This window comes from Candidatus Babeliales bacterium, assembly GCA_035944115.1.
Classification (GTDB): Bacteria; Babelota; Babeliae; order Babelales; family Vermiphilaceae; genus DASZBJ01.
In genome coordinates this window covers 1-21,766 of record DASZBJ010000012.1, presented here as the reverse complement: position 1 = coordinate 21,766, position 21,766 = coordinate 1, and the positions used below count along the sequence as shown (strand labels likewise).

Genomic DNA, 21,766 nt, shown 5'->3' with positions numbered 1-21,766 from the left:
AAAAAGTAGGTAGATGTTATGCACGTAAAAAATACGATTAAAAAACGCTCGCTGTTACAACGACTGTATGATGGGATAAAAAAAGAATTCAGAGCATTAGGGCCTGGGTTTATAACAGGATCTGCTGATAATGATCCATCGGGTATAGGAACCTATTCACTTGCAGGAGCAAAATACGGACCCCTCATGTTATGGTTATTGCCGTTTCAATTGCCACTGATGTATGCAGTGCAGATTATGAGCGCGCGTATTGGATTGGTAACGGGCAAAGGGCTTGCTGCAAACATGAAAGATTATTTTCCAAAACCGATTTTATATAGCGCGATTGCAATTTTAGTGATTGCCAACACCATTAATATTGGTGCAGATATTTCTATTATGGCAGCGTCAATGCAACTAGTCTTTGGATACCAGATCTATTTTTGGGCTATTTTTACCACCCTGATTATGATTGCATTAGAGATTTTTGTTTCGTATCGTACCTATTCAAGATTACTTTTGTTTCTTTCTAGTTTTTTAATTGCGTATATTATCACTGGTTTATTGACCACCGATGATTGGGGGAAGGTGATTCAGCATACGTTTACGCCTTATATCCAATGTGATAAAGAATTTTTATTGATAGCAGCGGGTTTTGTCGGTACCACCATTTCTCCCTATCTTTTTTTCTGGCAAGCATCGCAAGAAATAGAAGAAAAACTTGACCACAAAACAGAAGATGAAATTAAGGAGTTGATAGAGAAAATGCCAAAAGATACTTGGATTGGTATGTTTTTTTCTCAGTTTGTTGCGTTGTTTATTGTACTTACTTGTTATAGTGCGTTGCATAAAAATGGCATTACTACTATTGATTCAGCATATGATGCAGCAATTGCCTTGCAGCCATTTGCAGGAAAATTTGCGTATATTATTTTTTCTGTCGGCATCATAGGAGCAGGGCTTTTAGGGATTCCAATTCTTGCAGGTGCATCAGCATATGCGTTAGCCGAAATTTTTGATTATCCAAGAAGCTTGGCACACAAATTTCATCAAGCTAAATTTTTTTACGGCGTTATTGCAATTTCAACATTGTTGGGATTGTGTATTAACTTTATGGGGATTAATCCGATTCAGGCCTTGTTGTATGCAGCGATTGTTAACTGTTTCGCAGCGGTACCGTTTATTCTGTTTTTACTGATTTTGGCAAATAAAAAAGAGTTAATGGGGGAATTTAGCAATGGATATGGGATTAACTTTTTGGGCATTGTAACGTTTTTTTTGATGACTACAGCGGCATTATTGCCATTGTGGTGTAGGTGAAGAGATTGGGAGCGATTCATTGTTCCCTGAGTATTTAGCACGCCGTGTGTTTTTTAATCGACTGACGCTGTTTGCACTTTTTGTTTTTCTCGTTCAGCTTTTCTTCTTTCGAATGTTTTTTCTAAAATTATTTGAGCGATTTTGGACTCACTAATGCCAGGTTCTAATATAAATGGCCGTATGAGTTCTCCGTGCTCATTGACATACGCTTCCATGCGATAATTTTTGCACAGGCCATTTGTTTCTTGTTCAAGTTGTGTGACAAGTTTAGGAAAGTGTGTGGCAACCGCGCTGAGGACGTGTGGATTTGCTGCAAGATATTTAACAAAAGTATACATCACTTCTTCTGCTTGATCGCCAGAGGTTCCATTAGGCAGTTCATCAGTTGCAATAAACATACATTCATTATCTTTGAGCGCATCCGCCTCAAACATTAAATCGACAATGCGATCTGCTTCTGCTTGAAATTGCGAAACACCCTTTGCGGTGTTATCGATGGTTTTTAAAGAGGCATTGATTGATGTAAATGGTGTGATGGTAAGGCTGGCAGCGGGTGCAATACAACAGGTTTGTGCAAGAAGAATTGCACATAATATTGCTTTTAATGCAGTGGATTTTCCGCCCGTATTTGCACCAGTTAAAACGATATTGGTGGCATTGCGGCAATCATCTACTCCCCCAAAAGTGATATTGTTTGGTATTGCATGCTCAGCGGTTACAATTGGATTCCAAAAACCATTGAGTTCTAGATATGGATAATCCTGTTGTGTGTAGGTAACAAACGAATAGCCGACCGATTTGTTTTTTGATCCTTTTATGAGTCTTGCAAGCGAAAGTAACGCATCCAGTTCTCCAATGGTTTTCATGAACGGAATAAAATCTTCTCTGCAACCTACCATTAAATGACCAGCAGCAAGTATTCTTCCGGCTGATGAAAAATATGATGCTTTTCCTGTAAACGTATTGCTACTGAGTAATTGTAGTAGTTGTTTATAATTTTTAGATTTCTGAGCAGAAGTGGCAGGGGCAATTATAAGATTAAGTTTTGTATTACTATGAGTAATGTTTTTTATTTTTTGAACAATATCTAGTAGGGTTCTCACGCCCATTACATTAGTTTGTAACTCTTTAATTTTGTCTGCACTTGCTTTAGCAAGGCTTATGAACAATGTACCACCAAGTAAGCCAAATAGCGCTTGTATCCCTTCATATGCGTGATGTATTGTGATGGAACGTGAGCGTCTTAAAGATTGAATAATGTTGTGAGCAGCCCTTCCAGGTATAAGAGTAAGACTTACTAGGCCTGTTAGCGCTGTATGGCATTGAACATAACGGGTAAATAGTTCTAAAAAAACGACATTCTGACGGCCAATATCAGGGTACAGTTGTTTGGAGGCAGTATCTTGATGTTCATAATTATTTAGTATGGCGGTCTCTACCTGTTTTATTTGATCAACGAGAGCCAAAAGCTCGTTCATTAACGCTTCATTTTCCACAAGTAATCGGATTGTATCTTGTTGTTTTTTTAGTATGGCAATATCACTGCTTGGTTGTACGAGCATGGCAGCCAATGCTGCACGGCCAAAAACGGTTTGTGTACGATCAATAGCAGAGAAAAAATGTTTCGAGTGATCTTCATTTCCTTGCGTGAAAAATAGTTCTAAATTTTTTATGAAGGTACGCATTTCTCTGTTTTTTGCAGGCGTAACGTTATAGAGCGGTTCTTCTGCTATAAGAAGCGTATAAAATTTTTGTAATTTTTCACGATCAGATGGTTCTGTTTTTTTATCAGGATCTTTTTCTTTAGGTTTTTCGGTGGTAGTGACTCCGTATGATGTAAGAAGGAGCTCGGCAATAGTTTGATGGGTGATAGGGGCTTGTTCCAGTTGTTGTCCTTGTTCTGCTGCAGTTGGGGCAAGGGTAAACACAATACTATTAAAGAATGTGCAGATAATAAGATGTAAAATAAAAAAGAAGTGATTTGTTTGTTGCTTCATCATGCTCTCGCGTGAAAAATGAGTACAGTTTATAAAAAAAAGAGAGCGACTGTGTGTTTATCGCTCTGCTCTTTTTTGTTTTACTTTATCGATTCTATGCATTCTTTATGGCTGTTTGTACAATATGACTGCCAATATGGTATCGGTTAATGCCCGGTTCTAGAATGAATGGTCGCACCACTTCCTCTTGCTCATTGATGTATGCTTCCATGCGATAGTTTTGACTCAACCCGTTTGTTTCTTTTTCTAAGTTGGTCGCACGGTCAGTATGTGTTGCGGTCATATGAAGTAGGTTTAGGCATTCCAGAAGATATTGAATACATTTATAGGTTTCTTCATCCGCTGTACGTGCTGCAAGGCCATGGAATAGTTCATCATTAATCACGATTCCGAACTCTTTATTTTTTAATGCGCGTGCATGCTTTATCAAGAATGCAATTCGTTCTGCTTCTGCCTGAGAAAGTGATTTTCCAGCGGTAATGCTATCTATAATGTTGAGCGATGAGCCAATGTATGCAAATGGTGTTAAAGCCACCTGCTGCGCAGCGGCGATACCACAGGTGTGTGCAAGTAGCGTAGAAAAGAGAATCGCTTTTAATGCAGTTGATTTACCACCAGTATTTGTGCCGGTAAGCACAATCCCACGCGGGCCGTTAGCATTTTCGGTATTACCCATGGTGAGGCTGTTAGGTACTGCATGATCTGCACCAACGAGTGGATTCCAAAAATTAGTAAGTTGTAGGTACGGTGTGTCTTGATCCATGTAAGTAACGAAACAATACTGTACTGGTTTGTTTTTTGATTCATTCACGAGCTTTGCAAGAGATACCAGTGCATCAATTTCTCCCACAGCGTGCATGTATTTAGTAAATTCTTGCTTGCAGCTTTGGAGTAATGTGTGTGCTGCCAGTACTCTTCCTGAACAAGAAAAGAATGATGCTGATCCAGTAAAGGTGTTTTTTTGTAACATTGTAGCGAGGTGCAAGAAGTTTTTAGATCCTTTTCGGAAGCTTTTTTGTGTTAAACCTTTTGTTAGTTCTGGATGTTTTTTTTCTAACGCGTGTGTTTTTTCTACTGCTTGTACGATTGATCCCATGCCGATTAGGTTTGTTTGCATATAATTAGTAAGGTGTGCATCCAACCGAGGCACTTTGAGTAGTTCTGCTTGTGCTTTTGCAGTCAAGTAGACATACAGTGCAGCGGCGCCGTGTGCACCAGCTACCATGAGGTAAAACAGTTTTGAATGCTTTTGTACATCGGTGAGCGATCTCATAGTGCCGGCATATTTTGATGTAAGGAGTTTTGCCACTTCCATAATTTTTGAAATTGGCGGAGTTGGGCATAAATCGGTTTCAACAGCATATTGCGTGGCAGCATTAGTAGCTTTCAGTCCTAACCAAATATAAATCGGGTAACTGAGTAGTTTGCATGATGAAAACATAGAATAGGCAGTGTTTAGGTTCCCTAAGCGAGTGTAAACTTCAAGTGGCGCAGTGCGTGTACTAAAAAATTTTGAAAAAGCTTTTGGATACAAATTTTTGATTAATGATGTAATAACATCATGCTCTTTGTTCCAGTTATTAAATAGAGCGGATGTTGATTTTTTTACGTGAGCAATGAATGTTGATAATTCGTCCATCAAAGCGGGATTTTCTGCAATTGTTCTAACCGCATTTTGACGTTTTTGCAATAGCTCAATGTTATTAGTAGGTTGTGCAAGCCAAGCCGCAAGCTCTGCACGACCAAACACTGTTTGTGTGCGGTCTATGCAAGAGAAAAGATGATTTGTGTGATCATTGCTATCAGTTGCGTAAAACAGTTCTAAATCTTTAATAAGGGTGCGCACTGTTTGATAGTTTATTGTAGGAGAGAGCGTTTCTTCTCCAATGAGAGAGTATAGTTGTTGCAATGCTTCTTTGTCACAAAGCTGAGGGATATTAAAATCAATTGTTTGATCTTTGGGGTCATTATTTTCTGTTTCTGTGGATGAAGCGGTGTTGTTGATAATGCCGTACGAAGCAAGCAACTGTTCGCCAATTTCTGCGTAGGTTATGGGTGATTGTATATCTAATGTTATTTGTTCTGTTGTGCCCTTTGCTCCTTCAGCGTAGGAGGATGGCTTGATAGCAAATGCAACGTTGCTAAAAATTAGGCTAACAAGGTTTAATTTTAATACTGTTCGTAGAATGTTTTTTTTCATAAATTTCTCTATATATGATGGTCTTTAGAAATATATAGTGTTCACGATAGTAGTTCTTGTTAGCTAAGATAACAGTTTTCAAATCAGGAAACTAACATTTTTTATACTGCCAGGGAGCGGTTTTAAATCGCTCCCTGTTGTTCTTTATTATGCTGCTTGTGCTATTGCGTTACCTACAATATTGCTTGCGATATCGTATCGGTTGATGCCCGGTTCAAGAATGTATGGTGTCGTGATGCTGCTATCTTCGTGAATGATTGCTTCCATGCGATAGTTCTTGCTCATTCCGTTTGTTTCTTGCTCAAGGTTGGTTGCTCGTTTTGTATGGGTTGCAATTAAACTTACTGTATTTGGGCAATCAATGAGCCGTTGGATGCATTTGTATGTTTCTTCATTTGCAGCTTCTGCTGAAAGGCCTCTAAATAGTTCGTCTCCAACGATTAAAGCCTTTTCATCAGTTTTAAGTGTATGAGCATCATTAATAAGCATTGCAACACGATCGGCTTCCGCTTGCCCCTGTGATTTACCGCCGGCGGTGTTATCAACAATATTAAGCGATGAGTTTACGTATGCAAATGGAGTCATTACCAGATCTTTTGCGAATGCTATACCGCATGTTTGAGCAAGAAAGATATCAGTCAGAATGGCTTTTAATGCAGTTGATTTACCACCGGTATTTGCACCAGTCAAAATGATATTGCATGTATAGCCTGGGTTGCCATCGAGTGAGCCAAGTTCTAAGTTATTGGCTACCGCAGTTTCTGGATTTACTAATGGGTTCCAGAAGCCAGTCAGGTTGATGTATGGTGTATCTTGTTGCACGTATCGTACAAATGTTAATCCGTTTGGTTTGCCTTCAAATTCTTTCATGAGTATTGCCAATGAAAGCAATGCATCAATTTCTCCAATCGCTTTCATGTATTTCGTGAACTCATTTCTGCATTCATTCATCAGGGCGTGTGCAGCAAAAACTTTTCCGGTGAGAGAAAAGAACGAAGCTTGGCCTTTGAAGGTATTGGTTTGAAGCATCTTATTAAGACGCATATAGTCAGCTGAGCCAGTATTGAAGTCTTTGTACATCAAACTATCTGCTAAGGCAGGATGTTTTTCTGCAATGGAATGTATTTTATGGGTATTGCGTACCAGTGTTCCCATTCCAATCAGTTTTGTGTGTACATAGTTTGCAATGTTATTGTATATTTGTGTGGCTTGAAATATCGCTTTGATTTGGGAGAGGCTGTAGAGTATGTAAGCTGCTGCTAAAGCATGTGCTGCAGCGACTGCAATATATTTTGCTTTGGGCGTATCAACAGAGCGTAGTTGTTTCATGAATGCGACATATTCTTTCGGAAGCTGCTTAATTTCTTTCCCCAGTTCTGATAAAGATGGGGCATCTGCCTTTTGCCCAAAGGCTTCCGCTATAGCAGCGGCGACGTTAGATCCTGCCCAATATCCAAAAAGTTGGGGTATTGCAGGTAAATTGAAGAACATTGCAGTAGCTAGTCCGAGATTGCTCAATCGGGTGTATGCCTCTAATGCGGCAGGATTTTTTTCGTACTTTTTAATGTAAAAGCTATCGATCAGAAATTTTGTGGTTTCATTTTCGGCAATCCAATTACTGAACATTATAGATGTTGCCCGTTCTGCTTGTGCAACCAGTGCTGAACATTCGTTCATGAGACTTTCATCATTAATTAAGGCTTGAATAGCTTGTTGGCGGTTTTGTAACACAGTGATGTCGGTTGTTGGCTGGGTTAGCCAGGCAGCAAGTTCTGCTTGGCCAAAGCAGGTTTGTGTGCGATTAATACGAGAAAATGTGTGGTTTGCATGGTTTGCTGCGTCTGATGAATGATACACTTCCAAATCTTTTATAACAGTTCGTGTTGCTCGATTGTTTTTTGGTAACATTGGGATTGCAGATGGGTTTTGGATTTCTTGTTGTCTCAGGATGTCGTATAGCTTCTGCAGCTTTTCTTGATCAGATATTTCTTTGACTGTTGGGTTAAGCTTTTGATCAAGGCTCAGTTCTTGTGGTGTTGTTGGTGCGTTACTCACAATACCATATGATGCAAGAAGTTGTTCGCCAATTTCTGCATAGGTAATGGGAGCTTGTGCTTTTTGCAGTGCGATTTCTCCAGGAGTTAGTGCGCATGCAAAGCTGTTTAAAAATAGAGAAAGGACATTGATTGTGAGAATGCCTTTTATTTTGTGTTGATGTGCTCGTGCGCGTAAATTCATCGGTTCCCCTAATATGGACATAGAATGTTTTTATACCTCGTTATGCTTCAGATGCTTGCCATTTGATTGTCACGTGATGCGGCAATAATTCATCTTGTAATCATTGTTGGTGCAGTTCTGTATGCATAATTTGTAATAATGTATGCTATTTTTTCTTGATTGCAAGGGGTATGTGTTATCTATGCCTGATATTTTTGATTGTGCATTATGAGCTGTAGATTTAAAGAATTAAGGCGCTTTTTCATAAAACGACAAAAAGAATATAATATTTGTGGGTTTGTGCCTGGGTGGGGTAGGAAAGTTATCATAAGATTTTATATAAAACTGGCACCTTTCAAATAATTTTTGTAGAAGATAATAGGTGATACGCGGTTGTGTATCATTTGTCGTTTTAACCCATTTTTTCAAAGGAGTAGTATGAAGTATATGTTGTACTTGGCGTTGGGAGTAGCTCTTGGTGCTTTTGGGCTGTGTTATTTTAAAAAGCCGCATTGTGTTATGAATGAGCAACATTGTGCCTTACGTCGGGGAATGGATAAATTATGGATGGAGCATGTGGTTTGGACCCGTCAATTTATCGTTTCGTCTGTTGCAGGTCTTGCTGATGCTGGTGTGGCAGCTGAGCGGTTACTGAAAAATCAGGATGATATTGGAGCTGCGATTGTGCCATTTTATGGAGCAGATGCAGGTAATCAGCTAGCGACATTGTTAAAAGACCATATTAATATTGCGGCTGAAATTGTAAAAGCAGCACTTGCTAAAGATGATGCAACGGTAAAAGAGTTGGATGCAAAATGGCATACCAATGCATCTGATATTGCAGCATTCTTAAGCAAAGCGAATCCATATTGGACCACTGAGGCGCTTACGAGCATGCTTAATGAACATTTGACCCTAACAACACAAGAGTTGTTTTTGCGCATAAAGGGTGATTGGAAGGCAGATGTTGGAAATTATGATGCTGTTATCACACAAGCGCTTATGATGGGTAAAGATCTGGCTGATGGCATTGTGGCACAGTTCCCTAAGCAGTTCTAAATCTTAGAACGAGTAAAGGCAGAAGGGCGTGGGATTGTTCTCACGCCTCTTTCTTTAAGTCGGATAAATTTTTAATCAAAATCAATATCTTTTTTTCGTGTCTTTTTTACCGAGCTGCGTACTTTTTTGGCGCGCAGTCGAGATTCTACAATTGATTGTGGGATTTTTGTTTTATGGCGTTTTTTGGGTACATGGAGCGCTTTGCGTATTCTATGCGCAAGTTCAAGGAGCGCTGCCTGTTTATTATGCTGCTGACTGCGGGATGAGCTGTTGTGAATTACAATTTCTCCTTCGGTGGTAACCTGCGACTGTAGCTTTTGTAAAACAACTTGCTTTTGCTCATAGGTCAGTGCTGTTGTGGTGCGGATATTCCAGCGGACAGTGATGCGACTTTCTGTTTTATTAACATGTTGTCCCCCCGGACCACCGGACTTGCTGCTGGCGATATCCAGTTCGTGCGCAGGAATGATAATGCCATCTTTAACTGATAAATCGTCTTTCATACTATTTCCTTTTTTAATATTGGTTTTTGTAGTTGCTATGGCATAATTGTTTTTATATTACTATTTTTCCATTACTACTGTATAAAGTTGTTATTTTTAGTTTGTAGATTCTCGATAAGAGGTATGTTTGTATTATGACTCATGCATCATATGGAAAATTATCAGCGCTCTATTACGACGTAACGCAGCACTATGCATCCGAGCAAGAAGTTGATTTTTATGCGGACTTTCTTGATGGGCATCCAGGTAGGGTACTGGAGGCGATGTCTGGATCAGGACGGCTGCAGTTGCCGCTAATGCAGCGTGGATATGTTGTGGATGGGGTTGATGCTTCTGAGCATATGTTGGGCCGTTGTCGTCAGCGAGCGGTGGTATTAGGGTTGCAACCGGAGCTGCATTCACAGTTATTACAAGATTTATCACTTACTCATCGATATGCGGTTGCTATCATTGCTTTTGGATCCTTGCAATTGATTGCGGATCGTGCGGTTATTTTGCAGGCACTTAAAAAAATACATGCGCATATGGAGCCATTCGGCGATGTATTGATTGATTGTTTTATTCCTGACCGTGCCAGTGTCGTTCCGAGAAAACGGTCGATTCGTCTTGATGATCACACTATCATTTCTTTGATAACGCGGTCTGTTTTTGATGATCAGAATCAATCAGTAGATTCATTTCGCGTATATGAGCTTACGGTTGATGGTGTGGTTCAAGAGCGAGAAGATGAGTTGATTCAGTTGGTTTGGTACAATGATGAACAATGGAGGGGGCTGTTGCGGCACGCAGGATTTGAAATCGTGAACATACACGAAACGCCGTTTTATGCAGCGGGGCCATCACAGGTGATACATGCCAAAGCGGTGTAGTTCAATGATAGGGTTTGGTCTTTTTTAAAAGATATCTTTAGGATCTTTTCCCATTAATGCAAATAAATGCGCTAAGCTTGAAAGCCTTAAATTCGCTTCACCACGTTGTATTTTTGCAACTTGAGAAGGGCTGATATCTAATAATCGAACCAATTCATTAAAACCTATTTTATTTTTTTTCATATAATCAGCAGTCATATCTGCAAGCATGCGTTGAAAAGATTCAAGTATTTTTATTTCACGTTGCGCTTGCTGTTTGATATCTGCAATCTCATTTTTATCAAGCCGTTTTTCAAGATATGTTTGAAAGCTTTTTGTTTTCATTGTTTATTCCTTTTTATACTCTGCCAATCGTCCACGAGCGATTAAAATGTCCTTTTCTTGACTGTTTTTGTCCCCAGCGGCAAGTAAAATTATTATATATTTTTTCAGAAAGCCATAATAAACACGGTATCCGTATTTGCGTTCTCTTAGTTCAAATAGCCCCTTTCCCAGGGCTTTGCTGTGTGGCAGTTTTAGCATATTGCCAGCCAGCAAAGCATGTGAATTTCTTTAGAAACAGATTTAAGTTGTTCGTCGGTCAACTTATCCAACCATTTTTCAACAGGACTTTTACCAGCTTCAGCATCCCAGTACTCTATCTGCCACTGCATCGTTAATTACATCCTTTAAAAAATCAACCCACTCTTTCCTAGTGTACTACTATATAAAGAAGTGATCAATAGGTGTATTGTATGATGGCATTTGATTATTAATCAACAGTTTTCAGGATTTGAAATCGTGAACATATATGAAGCGCCGTTTTATGCAGCGGGGCCATCACAGATGATACATGTGAGAAAGGTGTAGGTTTTATTTTTTCATATAATCAGCAATCGTCTTCCTTTCATGGTGCATATGAAATAAGAGACTACAAAATATAGCCTCTTATTTCATACAAAATTAAAAATCTAAACTTTTATAATTTACTTTTTTTAGCCGGTTTACCTTGTTTTCTCTGCAATTCTTGTAAATATGCAATAACACCCATAAATGCTTTTCCTGGGTTAAATGGTAAATCCAACCCTATCTCAGTTATGCGCATAGAATGGGCTATCTTTTTTTCAGTCATAATTTTTTCAACATCAAATGTTGCTCCTTCTTGCAACAAAAATTGTACCATGTTTAAGTTGCCATCCATAGCAGCGATCATTAATGGTGTCACTTCGTATTTATCTGGATCTTCGATGCTAAGCCCAGCCTCTTTTAGAAGCTTTATAACTGCTATGTATTCTGATTCTCTAAATCCATGCTCTGAACCTATCACTGCATACATCAATGCTGTTCTGTGTTTGTCATCATACGCATGCACATCCGCGCCATGACGCACCAAAAATTGTACAACGTTTAACAATCCTAATTTAGCTGCTTCCATCAGCGGAGTTGTTTCAGAATAACCAGCGGCAACATTAATTCTTGCTCCGTGCTTTACCAAGTATTCTATGATCCTCAGATCTCTAAGAGCTGCGGCAGCCAATATTGGCTCTCCTTCTCTCATATATCCCTCATTTACATCTGCACCATATTTTTCTACAAAAAACCGTACGAAATCAAAATTTCCATTTTGAATCGCAATCATTAGTCCTTTTCGCGCTTCTTTAGCGTCCACCCGAGCACCATGTTGTATCAGAAATAGTACAACGTCCATTTTGCCACGAGAAACTGCATATAATAATGGAGTTTGTCCATAATCGTTACTTTCATCAAGAATCTCTGTATTCACTAAAAATTTCTTAATCCAGGTAACTGCATCAGCATGATCAATTGCTTCAAATATATCCAATGGTGTAACCATTTTTTCAATAGTGTATTGTATTTCTTGCTGCTCTGTAGGGTCAATAGCTCGCACTGGTGGGATTGGCGGTACAACAGTCTCAATAGAGATATTTTTTTTCCTCGGTGGTGCTTCCACAACATAGTGAGAAAGAGAACCTTCAAGAACCTTCTCTGCAAATATAGCCTCTGCTATTTTTTTAACACGATTCTTGTATTGCTGTAACTGCTCTGCCGATAGTGTAGTAAATCTAAACACTCTCAGTCCCATGCTCGGATTTAAGAGTGGTCCTGTTTTTGAAAAGAAGAGTCTTAACTGGATATCTTCTGGAGCCTTAATCTTATTGATCTGTGTCTGCAAAATCTCTAAAATTGGTCTGCTTTCTGTGTACCGCATGCGTTTGTTATCATAGCCATCCAAAATTGGATTATTATTTGTATCAAGAATATGCTCTTTTACTGGAACGCCCCACGCTTTTGAAAGATATGCACATGTATTCACTAAATCTTTTGGTATAAAAATTTGTAAAAGGTCTCCTGTATTTGCGCGAAGTTCTTTGGCAACATCAAGTAGCTTTTGAATGTACTCTGGATTAAATTCATACCGCTCAAAAATTTTACTAAACACGCTTCTAATATAATCCACTCCACTGCGATTTTTCATAAAATAATCCCAAGTGCATTCGCCTGACCATCGATAGTTGCTAAACAATGTTGAGTTTGTTGATAAAAGAAGTTGTGCAATATCTGGCCTATTATCATTGAGCTGCCCTTCGCCGCTAACAAATGGATTGGGAATGCCAAAACTATCTAAATAATCATTAACAGTGGAAACGTCTGATCCATCGCCCCAAAAGCGAAGATATTCAAAATCTGAACGTAATGGCCTTTTATGAACAAAGCCATATACATGTCTGAGAAATTCAGCTAACAATTTATATTCCTGCCATTGTGCGTGAAATACTACAAAGTAGGTATCTCCATATTTTGCTTCATTCTCTAGCATAGCCTCAGCTATTTCACGATGGGCCACGATCTGATCAAATCGGCCTTGTTTAATATTTTTACAGCGTATATTCATCAAGCCCAGACTCGCTCCAACGTCGCTTGGCTCAACAATTGGGCGCTGTTTTTCTGACTGCATGTGTCCAACTATTCGCTGTACACGCTTGTTTGCGTGCTGTTTTGGCGAGCCAGCTTGTACAGACAAGCCGAAACTAAGGTTAATTATGATTGCTAATAATGTTCGATACCATGTATAAACGTTCATCATTACCCCTTTTTTATTTTATAAACAGATCGCAATCTGATATCAAAATAACAATTGCAAATTCAGAAAGTCAATAATAGGCGTTGTGGTTTTATCACTTTTCTACTGCAGACTTGCATCAGCGCTATGTCTAGCGCGTAAATAAAACAGGAGCCACCAATTGGTAGCTCCTGTATAGGCAAAGTGCATTATTGTGAAATTATAATCCCTTACTTTTGCGAATCATGTTGATTGCAAAATTGAAGTCTGCCATAGATATTGCTCGGTTATGTTTTAGAGCGCTAAATCCAGCTTTTTGTATTAACGCATTTATATCTGCGATATTAAAGCCGCGCGTTAATATTGCAAGTCTTATTTTATCAATCCATGATAAAGCTAAGCTCGCAGCAGGTAGTTTCCCAAGATTTTCTTGCAGCAACATCATGCGAGATCGTCCGTTTGGATTAGGAATTAGAATATGACTTTCCATTCTTTCTGCACGGAGTATGGATTCTGGGAATGCATCCTTAAAGTTCGTAGCAGCAACAAAGGTAATATTTGTGTTTTGCTTGCTGGCTATTTCTTGTAATAAAGTGTTAAACAATGTTGCATTTGCTTCCGTTCGAGTAAATACAGCATCTCCCTCATCGAATAATATGAATTTTCTTGCCTTTTTCGCCTGCTCTCTCCAGTGTGCAAACAAGTCTGCAATTTTGCTCGTGCTATCTAAGTCGGCAGGAAGAACCGCTTCAAACTTTTGATCAGGGCTGATAATTTTGGCCAATTCTGCAACAATCGATGTTTTTCCTGTTCCTGGCGGACCGTAAAAAAGAAGGTGACCAGGAGTTTTTAGACAGTATTTTTTTATTTGTTCTGGAGTCGCGTTATAATACTGCGCGCCTTGTAAAATAAGTTCTCGATCTTCTCTGGAAATACTTCGTTTGATAAGCGCTTCATTGAGGCTTTTTAAATGATCTGGCAATGGTTGCTCTTTTCCATACAATCCTAACGTTCGTTTAAGAAACCGCATGCTGTTTTTGTACGCTTCTTTTATGCGGATGGATGTATTAGATGTAGGGTTTAACCGAACATACGCATATACGGCAGCCATAGTAGCTGCAGTTGCACCAGTGGCAATCAGTTTGCCTTTGTGTCTGATATACCATGGTGTTGGTTGATCTTCAGTTTTTTCAGCATCTGTCTTTTCTGTATCAGTCCACGTGAATTTTTTAGTAACAGTTTCATATGCTTTAGCGGTAGTAGCGCGTGTTGTACCCCATGCTTTTGATACATTTGTTTGAAGTTCCGAGAACATATTCGCTTGTAAATGAGCAGGGAGCGCAAGCGACCCGGCTGTTAAAAGTGTGATTAGTTTAAATAATTTCATAATAACCTCCATGGTTTTATTAATTAATACCGTTTTCCATTCTATAATCAGTTTATAATGGTTTTCTATTTGTGCAAAAGGCTCTATCGCTAGGCATAAAAATCGATGTTTTGGTGGGCCTGGTATAGGGCAATAGTAATCTTTTTTTAAATACAGGTAAGTTGTCGTATTGCACAATTGATAATGAATGCTAAATATCCATAAGGAATAGTCGCTTTCAAGATGTTGAAATTATTACTTTTCAATGATTTAGCAAAGTGATACGAATTTATTATTGATAAAATACTGCTTGATACAGATAAACAACCGGTTACTGTTTTTTTTATGTCAGGTCTTTTCATTATTTCATCGTATTGGCTATGTGATGGCGGTATTTCATATCCTAGGTTTGGACTGGGCCAATGTCTATATCCTAATTTAGCAGCTATAAGGGCTATGATTGTCATCGCGGTTTTTTTGGGATAAAAGATGTAGGCCATGCCAATATCTGCAACATCTTTTTTAGATTCGCCTAATCTTTCGTATTCATATAATAGATAAAAGCCGAATCCAGCTATCGCGCTTAGCCTTGCCCCGTTTGATATGTTTTTGCGTAGAGAATTGTTTGTAGAAAGGTTTAGCTCGTCAAGACTTTTACCTACGCTAGCCATTGTCTGCTCTAGGCTAGTGCAGTAACTGGTTCCTGTTTGCAGGGCAGTTATAAACAAAAGTATAGATAATAATTTTTTTCCCATAGATGTATGCATGATAACATCCCCATTCTATTTTTAATAAATCCTTATTTGCAGTGTATGTAAACAGTTTATATTAATTTTCTATTTGAACAACGGGGGTTGTTTTTGGGCGTAAAAATCGACATTTTATCTATATTGGTAGTAGAATGAATCTGTTGGTTACTCTATTTTCATATATAACGAGCCTGTATCTGTATGAATTCATTACGTGTTGTATCTCTTACTCCTCCGCGCATTTCTCCTGAGCATGTTAAGCAAAAAATTGTCTGCATTCGTGGGCATCGTGAGCGTCAATTTTTGATAGCCATGGATCAACGGGAAGACAAGTTGATTTTCCATAATTATGGCCAAGGTGGTGCGGGATGGACGTTTCTGTTTGGTTCGGTTGAGCGGTCAATTAAGCAATTTCAGCAAGCAATTGTGTCATCATCAGCGGTCGGCAAAGATCAACCAGTTGTTGTCATTGGTGCAGGATGTTATGGATTGCTCACTGCTATAACGTTAGCGCGCGCTGGACGCAATGTGCGTATTCTTGCGCGTGAAACGAGCGGTTTGCCGTCTGATAATGCTGCTGGATTTTTCTTCTCGCGAGTGCGTAAACGAGCGACGCCTGAAGAGCAAGAGCTTTTTGAATCGGTCGGAATGGAGTCATATGCACTATACCAGCAGATCATACAAGGGGTGCATCCGTTTATTAAACAGGGTCCCCAAATAGTACCAGCTTATTATGGGCTTGATATTGATCCCGGTTTTGCGCCTTATGTAGCGCATGGGCTTATGCAGAAACCCGAACAGGTTATTATCGATTTTGGTAATGGTACGCAGCATAGAGCTATGGAGTATCATACGGTATTTGTAAATCCATCTGAAATTATGGCTGAACTGCGCCGTTTGATTAGGGAACTAAACATACTGATTATAAGCGCATCGATAACCGATTTTAATGAAATTCCAGAACGTATCATTTTTAATTGTGCTGGATTAGGCGCGCGAGATTTAACGGATGACCAAACGGTAATTCCTGTGCAAGGGCATCTGATTACCTTAAAAGATCAACCGCCGACACAGGAATTGCAATACATGATTAATGTCAAAGTACTTACTACTGATTTAGATGGCCTGCCTCGCTATGAACTGATTTATTATGCTCCCAAAGATGAAGGCATTTTGGGTATTAGCTTTCTACGTGGCCGCAAGGCATACATGAATAATGATCATGAATTTGATCGCATTTTGCAGCGCTCTCAGCAGTATTTCAAGCATGCTGCCTAAAGGCAGCGTGCGCAGTCCGGCGTAGCCCCAAAAGGGTGTAGACGGATATGGATGGGCGCAGCCTTAGCCCTCTTCGTAGTCCTAAAAGAGCGTAGTAGGGTCCGGCAGCTTGCCCGACGAAGCCTTGTGCGAAGTAGGGTAGAACTATAAGCGTAGACGGATTAATTTTGTAGGTGTGCTTCTATAAACCAAAGATTTTTATCAAGCATTCGGGCAAGATCGATATACAGATCATTGGTTGCCATATCCTCAAGTTGTTCAGACTTTTTCATACCATTTCGTGATAGTTCACCTAAAATAGCAAAATTATGAGCAAGGTGCTCAAGATGTTTTTCTGCGGTTAATGTTCCTGTTGGATAGGGGCGTAGGCCGGTATTTTGTACGGTTGATTGAATAGTGCCAAGTGCGGTACCACCTAAGCTTGTTACCCGTTCGGCGACCACATCTACCTGCTCTTCAAGATCATGGGCCAGTTCGTCAAATAGTTTATGCAGAGCAATAAAGTTCATTCCTTTGACGTTCCAGTGCGCATGTTTGCACTGTGCGTAAAGATCGGCAGTGGATGCCAATGTATTATTGAGCAGTTCTATCAGCTCAATGCGCTCTCTTTCTGGAATACTTATGCGGGTTGTATGTAGGATCTGTTTCATGACTTTCTCCTTGTTTGTGAGAGTTCTGGTATAGATTGTAGGTACTATAACAAAGAAATGGTAATAATATCAACGTGAAAGCATAGTTGCTGATAGTGACAGGCAAGCGTTTTTATGGTTTGCTAGAAGCAAGGTTTTCAGATTGTATCAACTGGCGTTGTTTTTTTTATTGATAGAGGCGCGGCACTTGCTTAATGGTTCATTTAATTTATACTGATTGAATGTATTAATGTAGAATGATTAATTCAATTATAGGAGGTTCAATTATGAACTTAATGTCTAAAAAAGCATTGTTATCGATGCTTGCGTTTGCAGCTATGCAGACAAATGTTGCTTTTGGGATTAATGAGCAGGAGCAGGCACAGGTTAAGTTTTGGGAAGCTGCTGAAGGGATGTCGCAAGCAGAGCGGACAAAGGAGAGTTCTATAAGAGCTCGTTTTAACGTGATACAATCAACCAAGAATTTTGAAAACGCAAGATCTGCAGCAGCGAGTGCACTTTCTGAGTGTGATCGCCAAACCACAGCACTGCCAGAAAAAGTGGACGGTATGATAAATGCAGGTTACACATTCAGAAACACAGACAAACCTGCGCTTGTAGATTCTGGAAGAGAGCTAACGGGAACAGGTCCTGTAAGTGGCGATAGCCTTCAAGCAGGGTCATCTTCTTCTGCAGGTGCTGATGTTGCTGAGCGATCAGATTTAGAGAAGATAGAGAAAGGGCACGGTTTAAGCGACGAGTATTACACTTCTAGATTTGCTGGAGAAGTTACTTCAGGCGACACTCCTGAGATGGCTTTAGATACTACATCGTTTAATGATTTTGTAGAATCAGATTTTGGGCTTGGTTACAAAGATCGCGCAAAAAATCAATTAGCATCTATCTGGGCTACATTAGGTAACCACCGTAAGAAATCAGTAGCAGCAGTTGTTGCAGTAGCAGCAATTGGAGCGGTAATGGCTTCTGATGAGCTTCGTGAGCAAGTTGGAGTCACTGCAACTGTTCAAGCAGTACGTACGCGTCTAGCGCAGTCTGCAAAAATACAATCGGCTAAAGTTTTTGTAAAAGAACACCAAGATACTCTTAAAAAAGTAGCGCTTGGTACAGCAGCGGTTTTGGCAGCAGCTTTTGGTGGTAAAAAGGCTTGGCAGTATTTTGCTAAAAAGGCGTAATTAATTACGATCTTTTAAAGATAGTTATATACAATGACGTGGCGTAAAAACCACGTCATTTTTATTTTTAGGCAAACGACGCCACTTTTTTTGTGCCTAACTAGATTTGAGTAAATAAGAGGCGTGGTGTAAAGACTGCGCCTTTTCTATGGGGACGCAAATGCCGGTTTTTGTGCCTAGCCAGGGGGGCTGTTGCGATCCCCAACATTCCATTTATACTGGTGGTATGAATATTAAATTTATTTTTAATTCAATTATGAGGAGGTTCGATATGAACTCAATTTCTAAAAAAGCATTGTTATCAATGTTAATGTTGGCAACTGCAGGGGTTGTTAACTGTGCAGGAGAAAACTTTGCTCCAGCACCAATGTCTACGGCTGTTAGATTCGTAGTAGGTAGCGAGCAACTTTCACCAGATATGGCAGCTGATGTTGAATGGACGAAAGCCTTAATGCCAGTTTCTTTAATGCCAGTTACTTTAACTCGTTTTGAACGTTTTAAAGCTGCTTGTGGTAACGCAGTAGAAGCAGTACGCGCAACTAGACCAGTACAATATGTAGAAGCAACAGTTACTAAGTACCCAAGAGCATCAAAAGTAGTTGCAGGGACTGCAGTAGTAGCAGCTGTATATGCGGCAGCAAATACTCAGCGTGGACAAAAAGTTCGTGCACAAATCGCAAACTCTCCAAAATATAAAGCAGTAGCAAATTTTGTACAAACTAATAAAAAAGCTTTAGTTGGTGCAGTGGTTGTGGCAGCAGCGGCAGTTGGTGGTAACAAATATGTATTACCAAGAATCACTCAGTGGCTTGCAGAAGCAGCTTGCTAATTAGCATTTTTGATTAAGCAAAATATAAAGACGTGGCGTAAAACCCACGTCTTTTTTTTGCGGTTTGCTCAATGTGGGCGCGATAGCGTAGCCTCATATATCCTGAGCGAGGGTGAGGGGTTAAATAGGGGGTTTGTGGTGATAAAATATAGATTCAGGTTGTCAAAAAATGTGATTTTGATGCAATGGTGATATTGAATAGTTTTGCTGTTGTGCCAGTTGTTATTATTGTCGGATGGGGTATACTTTTTATTAAATCTTAAATTTATTTTTTTTATTCTATTATGCAGGTGTTGCTTATGAATCAGATATTAAAAAAATTAATGGTGACGGCGCTTTTCATAATAAGCGCATTGTTTTCAGAAAATTCTTTATTTGGTGATGGGTTTGTAACTTCTCGTCTAAAAACAGAACAAGCATGGACGACAGGAGTTGCGCAAGAGACACGCTTGGCACAAGAACAAAGAGAAAAAGTAGCAGAGGAGACTTTTGCTGCAGAAGGTGCTCGTGTAAAAGCAGAGCAAGAATGGGCGACAGAAGAAAGAGCCCGCATTGCAGAGCGTAAAGCAGAAGAAGAACGAGCGAGAGTGCAAGTACTTGAAAGCCTTCAGGATTACCCTGCTGGAGATTCAGTGTCTTTTCATGAAGATGGGACGCAATGGGGAGATCAACTGCAAGAGTTGCTTGCGCGTAAAACTGCACAAGAACAAGAACAAAGAGAAAAAGTGGCAGGGGAGACTTTTGCTGCAGAAGGAGCTCGTTTAAAAGCAGAACAAGAATGGGCAACAGAAGAAAGAGCCCGCATTGCGCAAGCGCGACACACACGTATACAAGAAGCTCGATTGGGAAGCTCTGAGTATGTAGAATCAGCAATGGTTGCTCCAGAAGCCGTTCAGCCTGTAGCGCCAGATATATCGCCAACGATATTACAAGAATCGCCAGCAGTTGATTCTTTTGTAAAAACAGAACGAACAGCGGCGAGCAATGCTAATAAACAAGCAGCAATAACACGTCAGCAGGCTCAAGCAGCAACTCAAGAGCGTACTGCATTAGAGAATGTTGGCAAGTTAGCAGACGCTTATGTAGAGCTAGTGGACTCTGAAAAGAAATTAGCACAAGATGAAAGTGATTTAACAGCTCAATTGAAACGGAATGAAGTGCTTCTTGGGCATGCAAAATCTGGTGTTAAAGTAGAGCAATTAAAAGTAGAACGTAAAGACGATGATCTCTTATGGGATGCTGTGGTAGAGGGCGATCAACAATTAACAGATGATCAAATAACAGCAGATCGTAGATTCGCGTTGTATGAGCAAGAAGCGAAGAGTGCTGCGGAGTTTGAAGAATTTGTTGCGGCACGTAAAGCTGCACATGAGCAAGAAGCGGCGATGAGGCAACAGCAAATATATAGAAAGCGAACTGAAAATGATCTTGCGGTAGTTGATGTTGCAGGGGAAAAATATTTGGCAGATATAGCGCAAGCGCGACACTCACGTATACAAGAGGCGCGATTGGGAAGCTCTGAGTATGTAGAACCTGTAATGGTTGCTCCAGAAGCACCAAAGCTAGAAGCGCCAGATCTATCGCCAACGATGTTGCAAGAATTGCCAGCAGTTGACTCTCTTATAAAAACAGAACGAATAGCGGCGAGCAATGCGAATAAACAAGCGGTAATAACGCGTCAACAGGCTCAAGCAGCAACTCAAGAGCGTACTGCATTAGAGAATGTTGGCAAGTTAGCAGACGCTTATGTAGAGCTAGTGAACTCTGAAAAGAATTTGGCACAAGATGAAAGTGATTTAACGGCTCAATTGAAACGAGATGAAGTGCTGCTTGGACATGCAAAATCTGGTGTTAAAGTAGAGCAATTAAAAGTAGAACGTAAAGGCGATGATCTCTTATGGGATGCTGTGGTAGAGGGCGATCAACAATTGACAGATGATCAAATAGCAGCAGATCGTAGACGAGCACTCTATGCGCGAGATGCAGAACTAGCAGCGGAGTTTGAAGAATTTGTTGCCGCACGTAAAGCTAGGCAGGAGCAAGTCGCAATTTTAGATGCACGTAAAGTGCAAGAGAAATCATTATCCGAGTTTGAATTAGCAGCTCAATTGGCAGAAATGCAAGCTGATCAAGATGATAGACAAGCGCTTGCCCGTAAAGCTGCACATGAGCAAGAAGCGGCGATGAGGCAACAGCAAATATATAGAAAACGAACTGAAAGTGATTCTACAGTAGTTGATGCTGCTGGAGAAAAATATTTGGCAGATATAACGCAAGCGCGACACACACGTATACAAGAGGCTCGATTGGGAAGCCCTGAGTATGTAGAACCTGTAATGGTGGCTCCAGAGGCACCAAAGCTAGAAGCGTCAGATATATCGCCAACGATATTACAAGAATCGCCAGCAGTTGATTCTCTTATAAAAGTAGAGAGAGCTGAAGCTGCCAAAGCAAATAAACAAGGGATAGTAGCGCGTCAGCAGGCTCAGGCACAGGAAGCAAAGCGTGCAGTGGACC

General features: G+C 40.0%; 17 protein-coding genes. 7 read left to right on the top strand and 10 right to left on the bottom strand.

Going from position 1 to position 21,766, the window contains the following annotated elements; all coding sequences use genetic code 11:
- Positions 1–18: 18 nt before the first annotated feature.
- Positions 19–1,299: an Nramp family divalent metal transporter gene (locus tag VGT41_00790; GenBank protein ID HEV2600809.1), complete on the top strand. Its 1,281-nt coding sequence runs from the start codon at positions 19–21 to the stop codon at positions 1,297–1,299.
- Between the two features lie 53 nt (positions 1,300–1,352).
- Here VGT41_00790 and VGT41_00785 read toward each other — a convergent pair whose 3' ends face one another.
- The 3 genes from VGT41_00785 to VGT41_00775 all read right to left on the bottom strand — a co-directional run bounded on the left by VGT41_00785 (position 1,353) and on the right by VGT41_00775 (position 7,734).
- On the bottom strand, positions 1,353–3,296 hold the full coding sequence (locus tag VGT41_00785) for a hypothetical protein (GenBank protein HEV2600808.1): 1,944 nt from the start codon (positions 3,294–3,296) through the stop codon (positions 1,353–1,355).
- A gap of 94 nt (positions 3,297–3,390) precedes the next feature.
- Complete coding sequence (locus VGT41_00780; GenBank protein HEV2600807.1) at positions 3,391–5,496, bottom strand: hypothetical protein; 2,106 nt, start codon at positions 5,494–5,496, stop codon at positions 3,391–3,393.
- Positions 5,497–5,643: 147 nt separating this feature from the next.
- Positions 5,644–7,734, bottom strand: coding sequence for a hypothetical protein (locus tag VGT41_00775; GenBank protein ID HEV2600806.1), 2,091 nt, complete (start codon positions 7,732–7,734; stop codon positions 5,644–5,646).
- A 417-nt stretch (positions 7,735–8,151) separates the two neighbouring features.
- Between VGT41_00775 and VGT41_00770 the strand changes: the two genes are divergently transcribed.
- A complete protein-coding gene (locus tag VGT41_00770) occupies positions 8,152–8,772 on the top strand; it encodes a hypothetical protein (GenBank protein ID HEV2600805.1) in 621 nt (206 codons plus the stop codon).
- A gap of 71 nt (positions 8,773–8,843) precedes the next feature.
- Here VGT41_00770 and arfB read toward each other — a convergent pair whose 3' ends face one another.
- Positions 8,844–9,275, bottom strand: a complete 432-nt coding sequence (arfB, locus tag VGT41_00765; protein ID HEV2600804.1) for an alternative ribosome rescue aminoacyl-tRNA hydrolase ArfB — start codon at positions 9,273–9,275, stop codon at positions 8,844–8,846.
- Between the two features lie 134 nt (positions 9,276–9,409).
- On the opposite strand from arfB, the gene VGT41_00760 reads away from it, so the two are divergent.
- Entirely contained in the window at positions 9,410–10,144 is a 735-nt protein-coding gene (locus tag VGT41_00760) for a class I SAM-dependent methyltransferase (protein HEV2600803.1), read from the top strand.
- 24 nt (positions 10,145–10,168) lie between these two features.
- Here the strand turns inward: VGT41_00760 and VGT41_00755 are convergent, their stop codons facing one another.
- The 5 genes from VGT41_00755 to VGT41_00735 form a co-directional block, all read right to left on the bottom strand.
- Positions 10,169–10,468, bottom strand: coding sequence for a helix-turn-helix domain-containing protein (locus VGT41_00755; protein ID HEV2600802.1), 300 nt, complete (start codon positions 10,466–10,468; stop codon positions 10,169–10,171).
- A gap of 191 nt (positions 10,469–10,659) precedes the next feature.
- Positions 10,660–10,797, bottom strand: coding sequence for a hypothetical protein (locus VGT41_00750; GenBank protein ID HEV2600801.1), 138 nt, complete (start codon positions 10,795–10,797; stop codon positions 10,660–10,662).
- 305 nt (positions 10,798–11,102) lie between these two features.
- A complete protein-coding gene (locus tag VGT41_00745; protein HEV2600800.1) occupies positions 11,103–13,226 on the bottom strand; it encodes an ankyrin repeat domain-containing protein in 2,124 nt (707 codons plus the stop codon).
- A gap of 199 nt (positions 13,227–13,425) precedes the next feature.
- Positions 13,426–14,592 (bottom strand): ATP-binding protein, encoded by a 1,167-nt coding sequence (locus VGT41_00740; GenBank protein ID HEV2600799.1) that lies wholly within the window; start codon positions 14,590–14,592, stop codon positions 13,426–13,428.
- 146 nt (positions 14,593–14,738) lie between these two features.
- A complete protein-coding gene (locus VGT41_00735) occupies positions 14,739–15,338 on the bottom strand; it encodes a hypothetical protein (GenBank protein ID HEV2600798.1) in 600 nt (199 codons plus the stop codon).
- Between the two features lie 183 nt (positions 15,339–15,521).
- Here VGT41_00735 and VGT41_00730 point away from each other — a divergent pair, with 183 nt between their 5' ends.
- Positions 15,522–16,598: an FAD-dependent oxidoreductase gene (locus VGT41_00730; GenBank protein ID HEV2600797.1), complete on the top strand. Its 1,077-nt coding sequence runs from the start codon at positions 15,522–15,524 to the stop codon at positions 16,596–16,598.
- A 161-nt stretch (positions 16,599–16,759) separates the two neighbouring features.
- Here VGT41_00730 and dps read toward each other — a convergent pair whose 3' ends face one another.
- A complete protein-coding gene (dps, locus tag VGT41_00725; GenBank protein ID HEV2600796.1) occupies positions 16,760–17,248 on the bottom strand; it encodes a DNA starvation/stationary phase protection protein Dps in 489 nt (162 codons plus the stop codon).
- Between the two features lie 266 nt (positions 17,249–17,514).
- Between dps and VGT41_00720 the strand changes: the two genes are divergently transcribed.
- From VGT41_00720 to VGT41_00710, 3 genes are all read left to right on the top strand, one after another.
- The gene (locus VGT41_00720) at positions 17,515–18,420 is read left to right on the top strand and encodes a hypothetical protein (protein ID HEV2600795.1); all 906 of its coding nucleotides are present in this window, start codon (positions 17,515–17,517) and stop codon (positions 18,418–18,420) included.
- Positions 18,421–18,691: 271 nt separating this feature from the next.
- A complete protein-coding gene (locus tag VGT41_00715) occupies positions 18,692–19,249 on the top strand; it encodes a hypothetical protein (GenBank protein ID HEV2600794.1) in 558 nt (185 codons plus the stop codon).
- Positions 19,250–19,548: 299 nt separating this feature from the next.
- Positions 19,549–21,766 (top strand): hypothetical protein (locus tag VGT41_00710; protein HEV2600793.1); only part of this gene is annotated, 2,218 nt, incomplete at its 3' end.

Coding starts and splice junctions, on each gene's coding strand:
- VGT41_00790 (HEV2600809.1), top strand. CDS start 19: ATGCACGTAAAAAATACGATTAAAAAACGCTCGCTGTTACAACGACTG.
- VGT41_00785 (HEV2600808.1), bottom strand. CDS start 3,296: ATGAAGCAACAAACAAATCACTTCTTTTTTATTTTACATCTTATTATC.
- VGT41_00780 (HEV2600807.1), bottom strand. CDS start 5,496: ATGAAAAAAAACATTCTACGAACAGTATTAAAATTAAACCTTGTTAGC.
- VGT41_00775 (HEV2600806.1), bottom strand. CDS start 7,734: ATGAATTTACGCGCACGAGCACATCAACACAAAATAAAAGGCATTCTC.
- VGT41_00770 (HEV2600805.1), top strand. CDS start 8,152: ATGAAGTATATGTTGTACTTGGCGTTGGGAGTAGCTCTTGGTGCTTTT.
- arfB (HEV2600804.1), bottom strand. CDS start 9,275: ATGAAAGACGATTTATCAGTTAAAGATGGCATTATCATTCCTGCGCAC.
- VGT41_00760 (HEV2600803.1), top strand. CDS start 9,410: ATGACTCATGCATCATATGGAAAATTATCAGCGCTCTATTACGACGTA.
- VGT41_00755 (HEV2600802.1), bottom strand. CDS start 10,468: ATGAAAACAAAAAGCTTTCAAACATATCTTGAAAAACGGCTTGATAAA.
- VGT41_00750 (HEV2600801.1), bottom strand. CDS start 10,797: ATGCAGTGGCAGATAGAGTACTGGGATGCTGAAGCTGGTAAAAGTCCT.
- VGT41_00745 (HEV2600800.1), bottom strand. CDS start 13,226: ATGAACGTTTATACATGGTATCGAACATTATTAGCAATCATAATTAAC.
- VGT41_00740 (HEV2600799.1), bottom strand. CDS start 14,592: ATGAAATTATTTAAACTAATCACACTTTTAACAGCCGGGTCGCTTGCG.
- VGT41_00735 (HEV2600798.1), bottom strand. CDS start 15,338: ATGCATACATCTATGGGAAAAAAATTATTATCTATACTTTTGTTTATA.
- VGT41_00730 (HEV2600797.1), top strand. CDS start 15,522: ATGAATTCATTACGTGTTGTATCTCTTACTCCTCCGCGCATTTCTCCT.
- dps (HEV2600796.1), bottom strand. CDS start 17,248: ATGAAACAGATCCTACATACAACCCGCATAAGTATTCCAGAAAGAGAG.
- VGT41_00720 (HEV2600795.1), top strand. CDS start 17,515: ATGAACTTAATGTCTAAAAAAGCATTGTTATCGATGCTTGCGTTTGCA.
- VGT41_00715 (HEV2600794.1), top strand. CDS start 18,692: ATGAACTCAATTTCTAAAAAAGCATTGTTATCAATGTTAATGTTGGCA.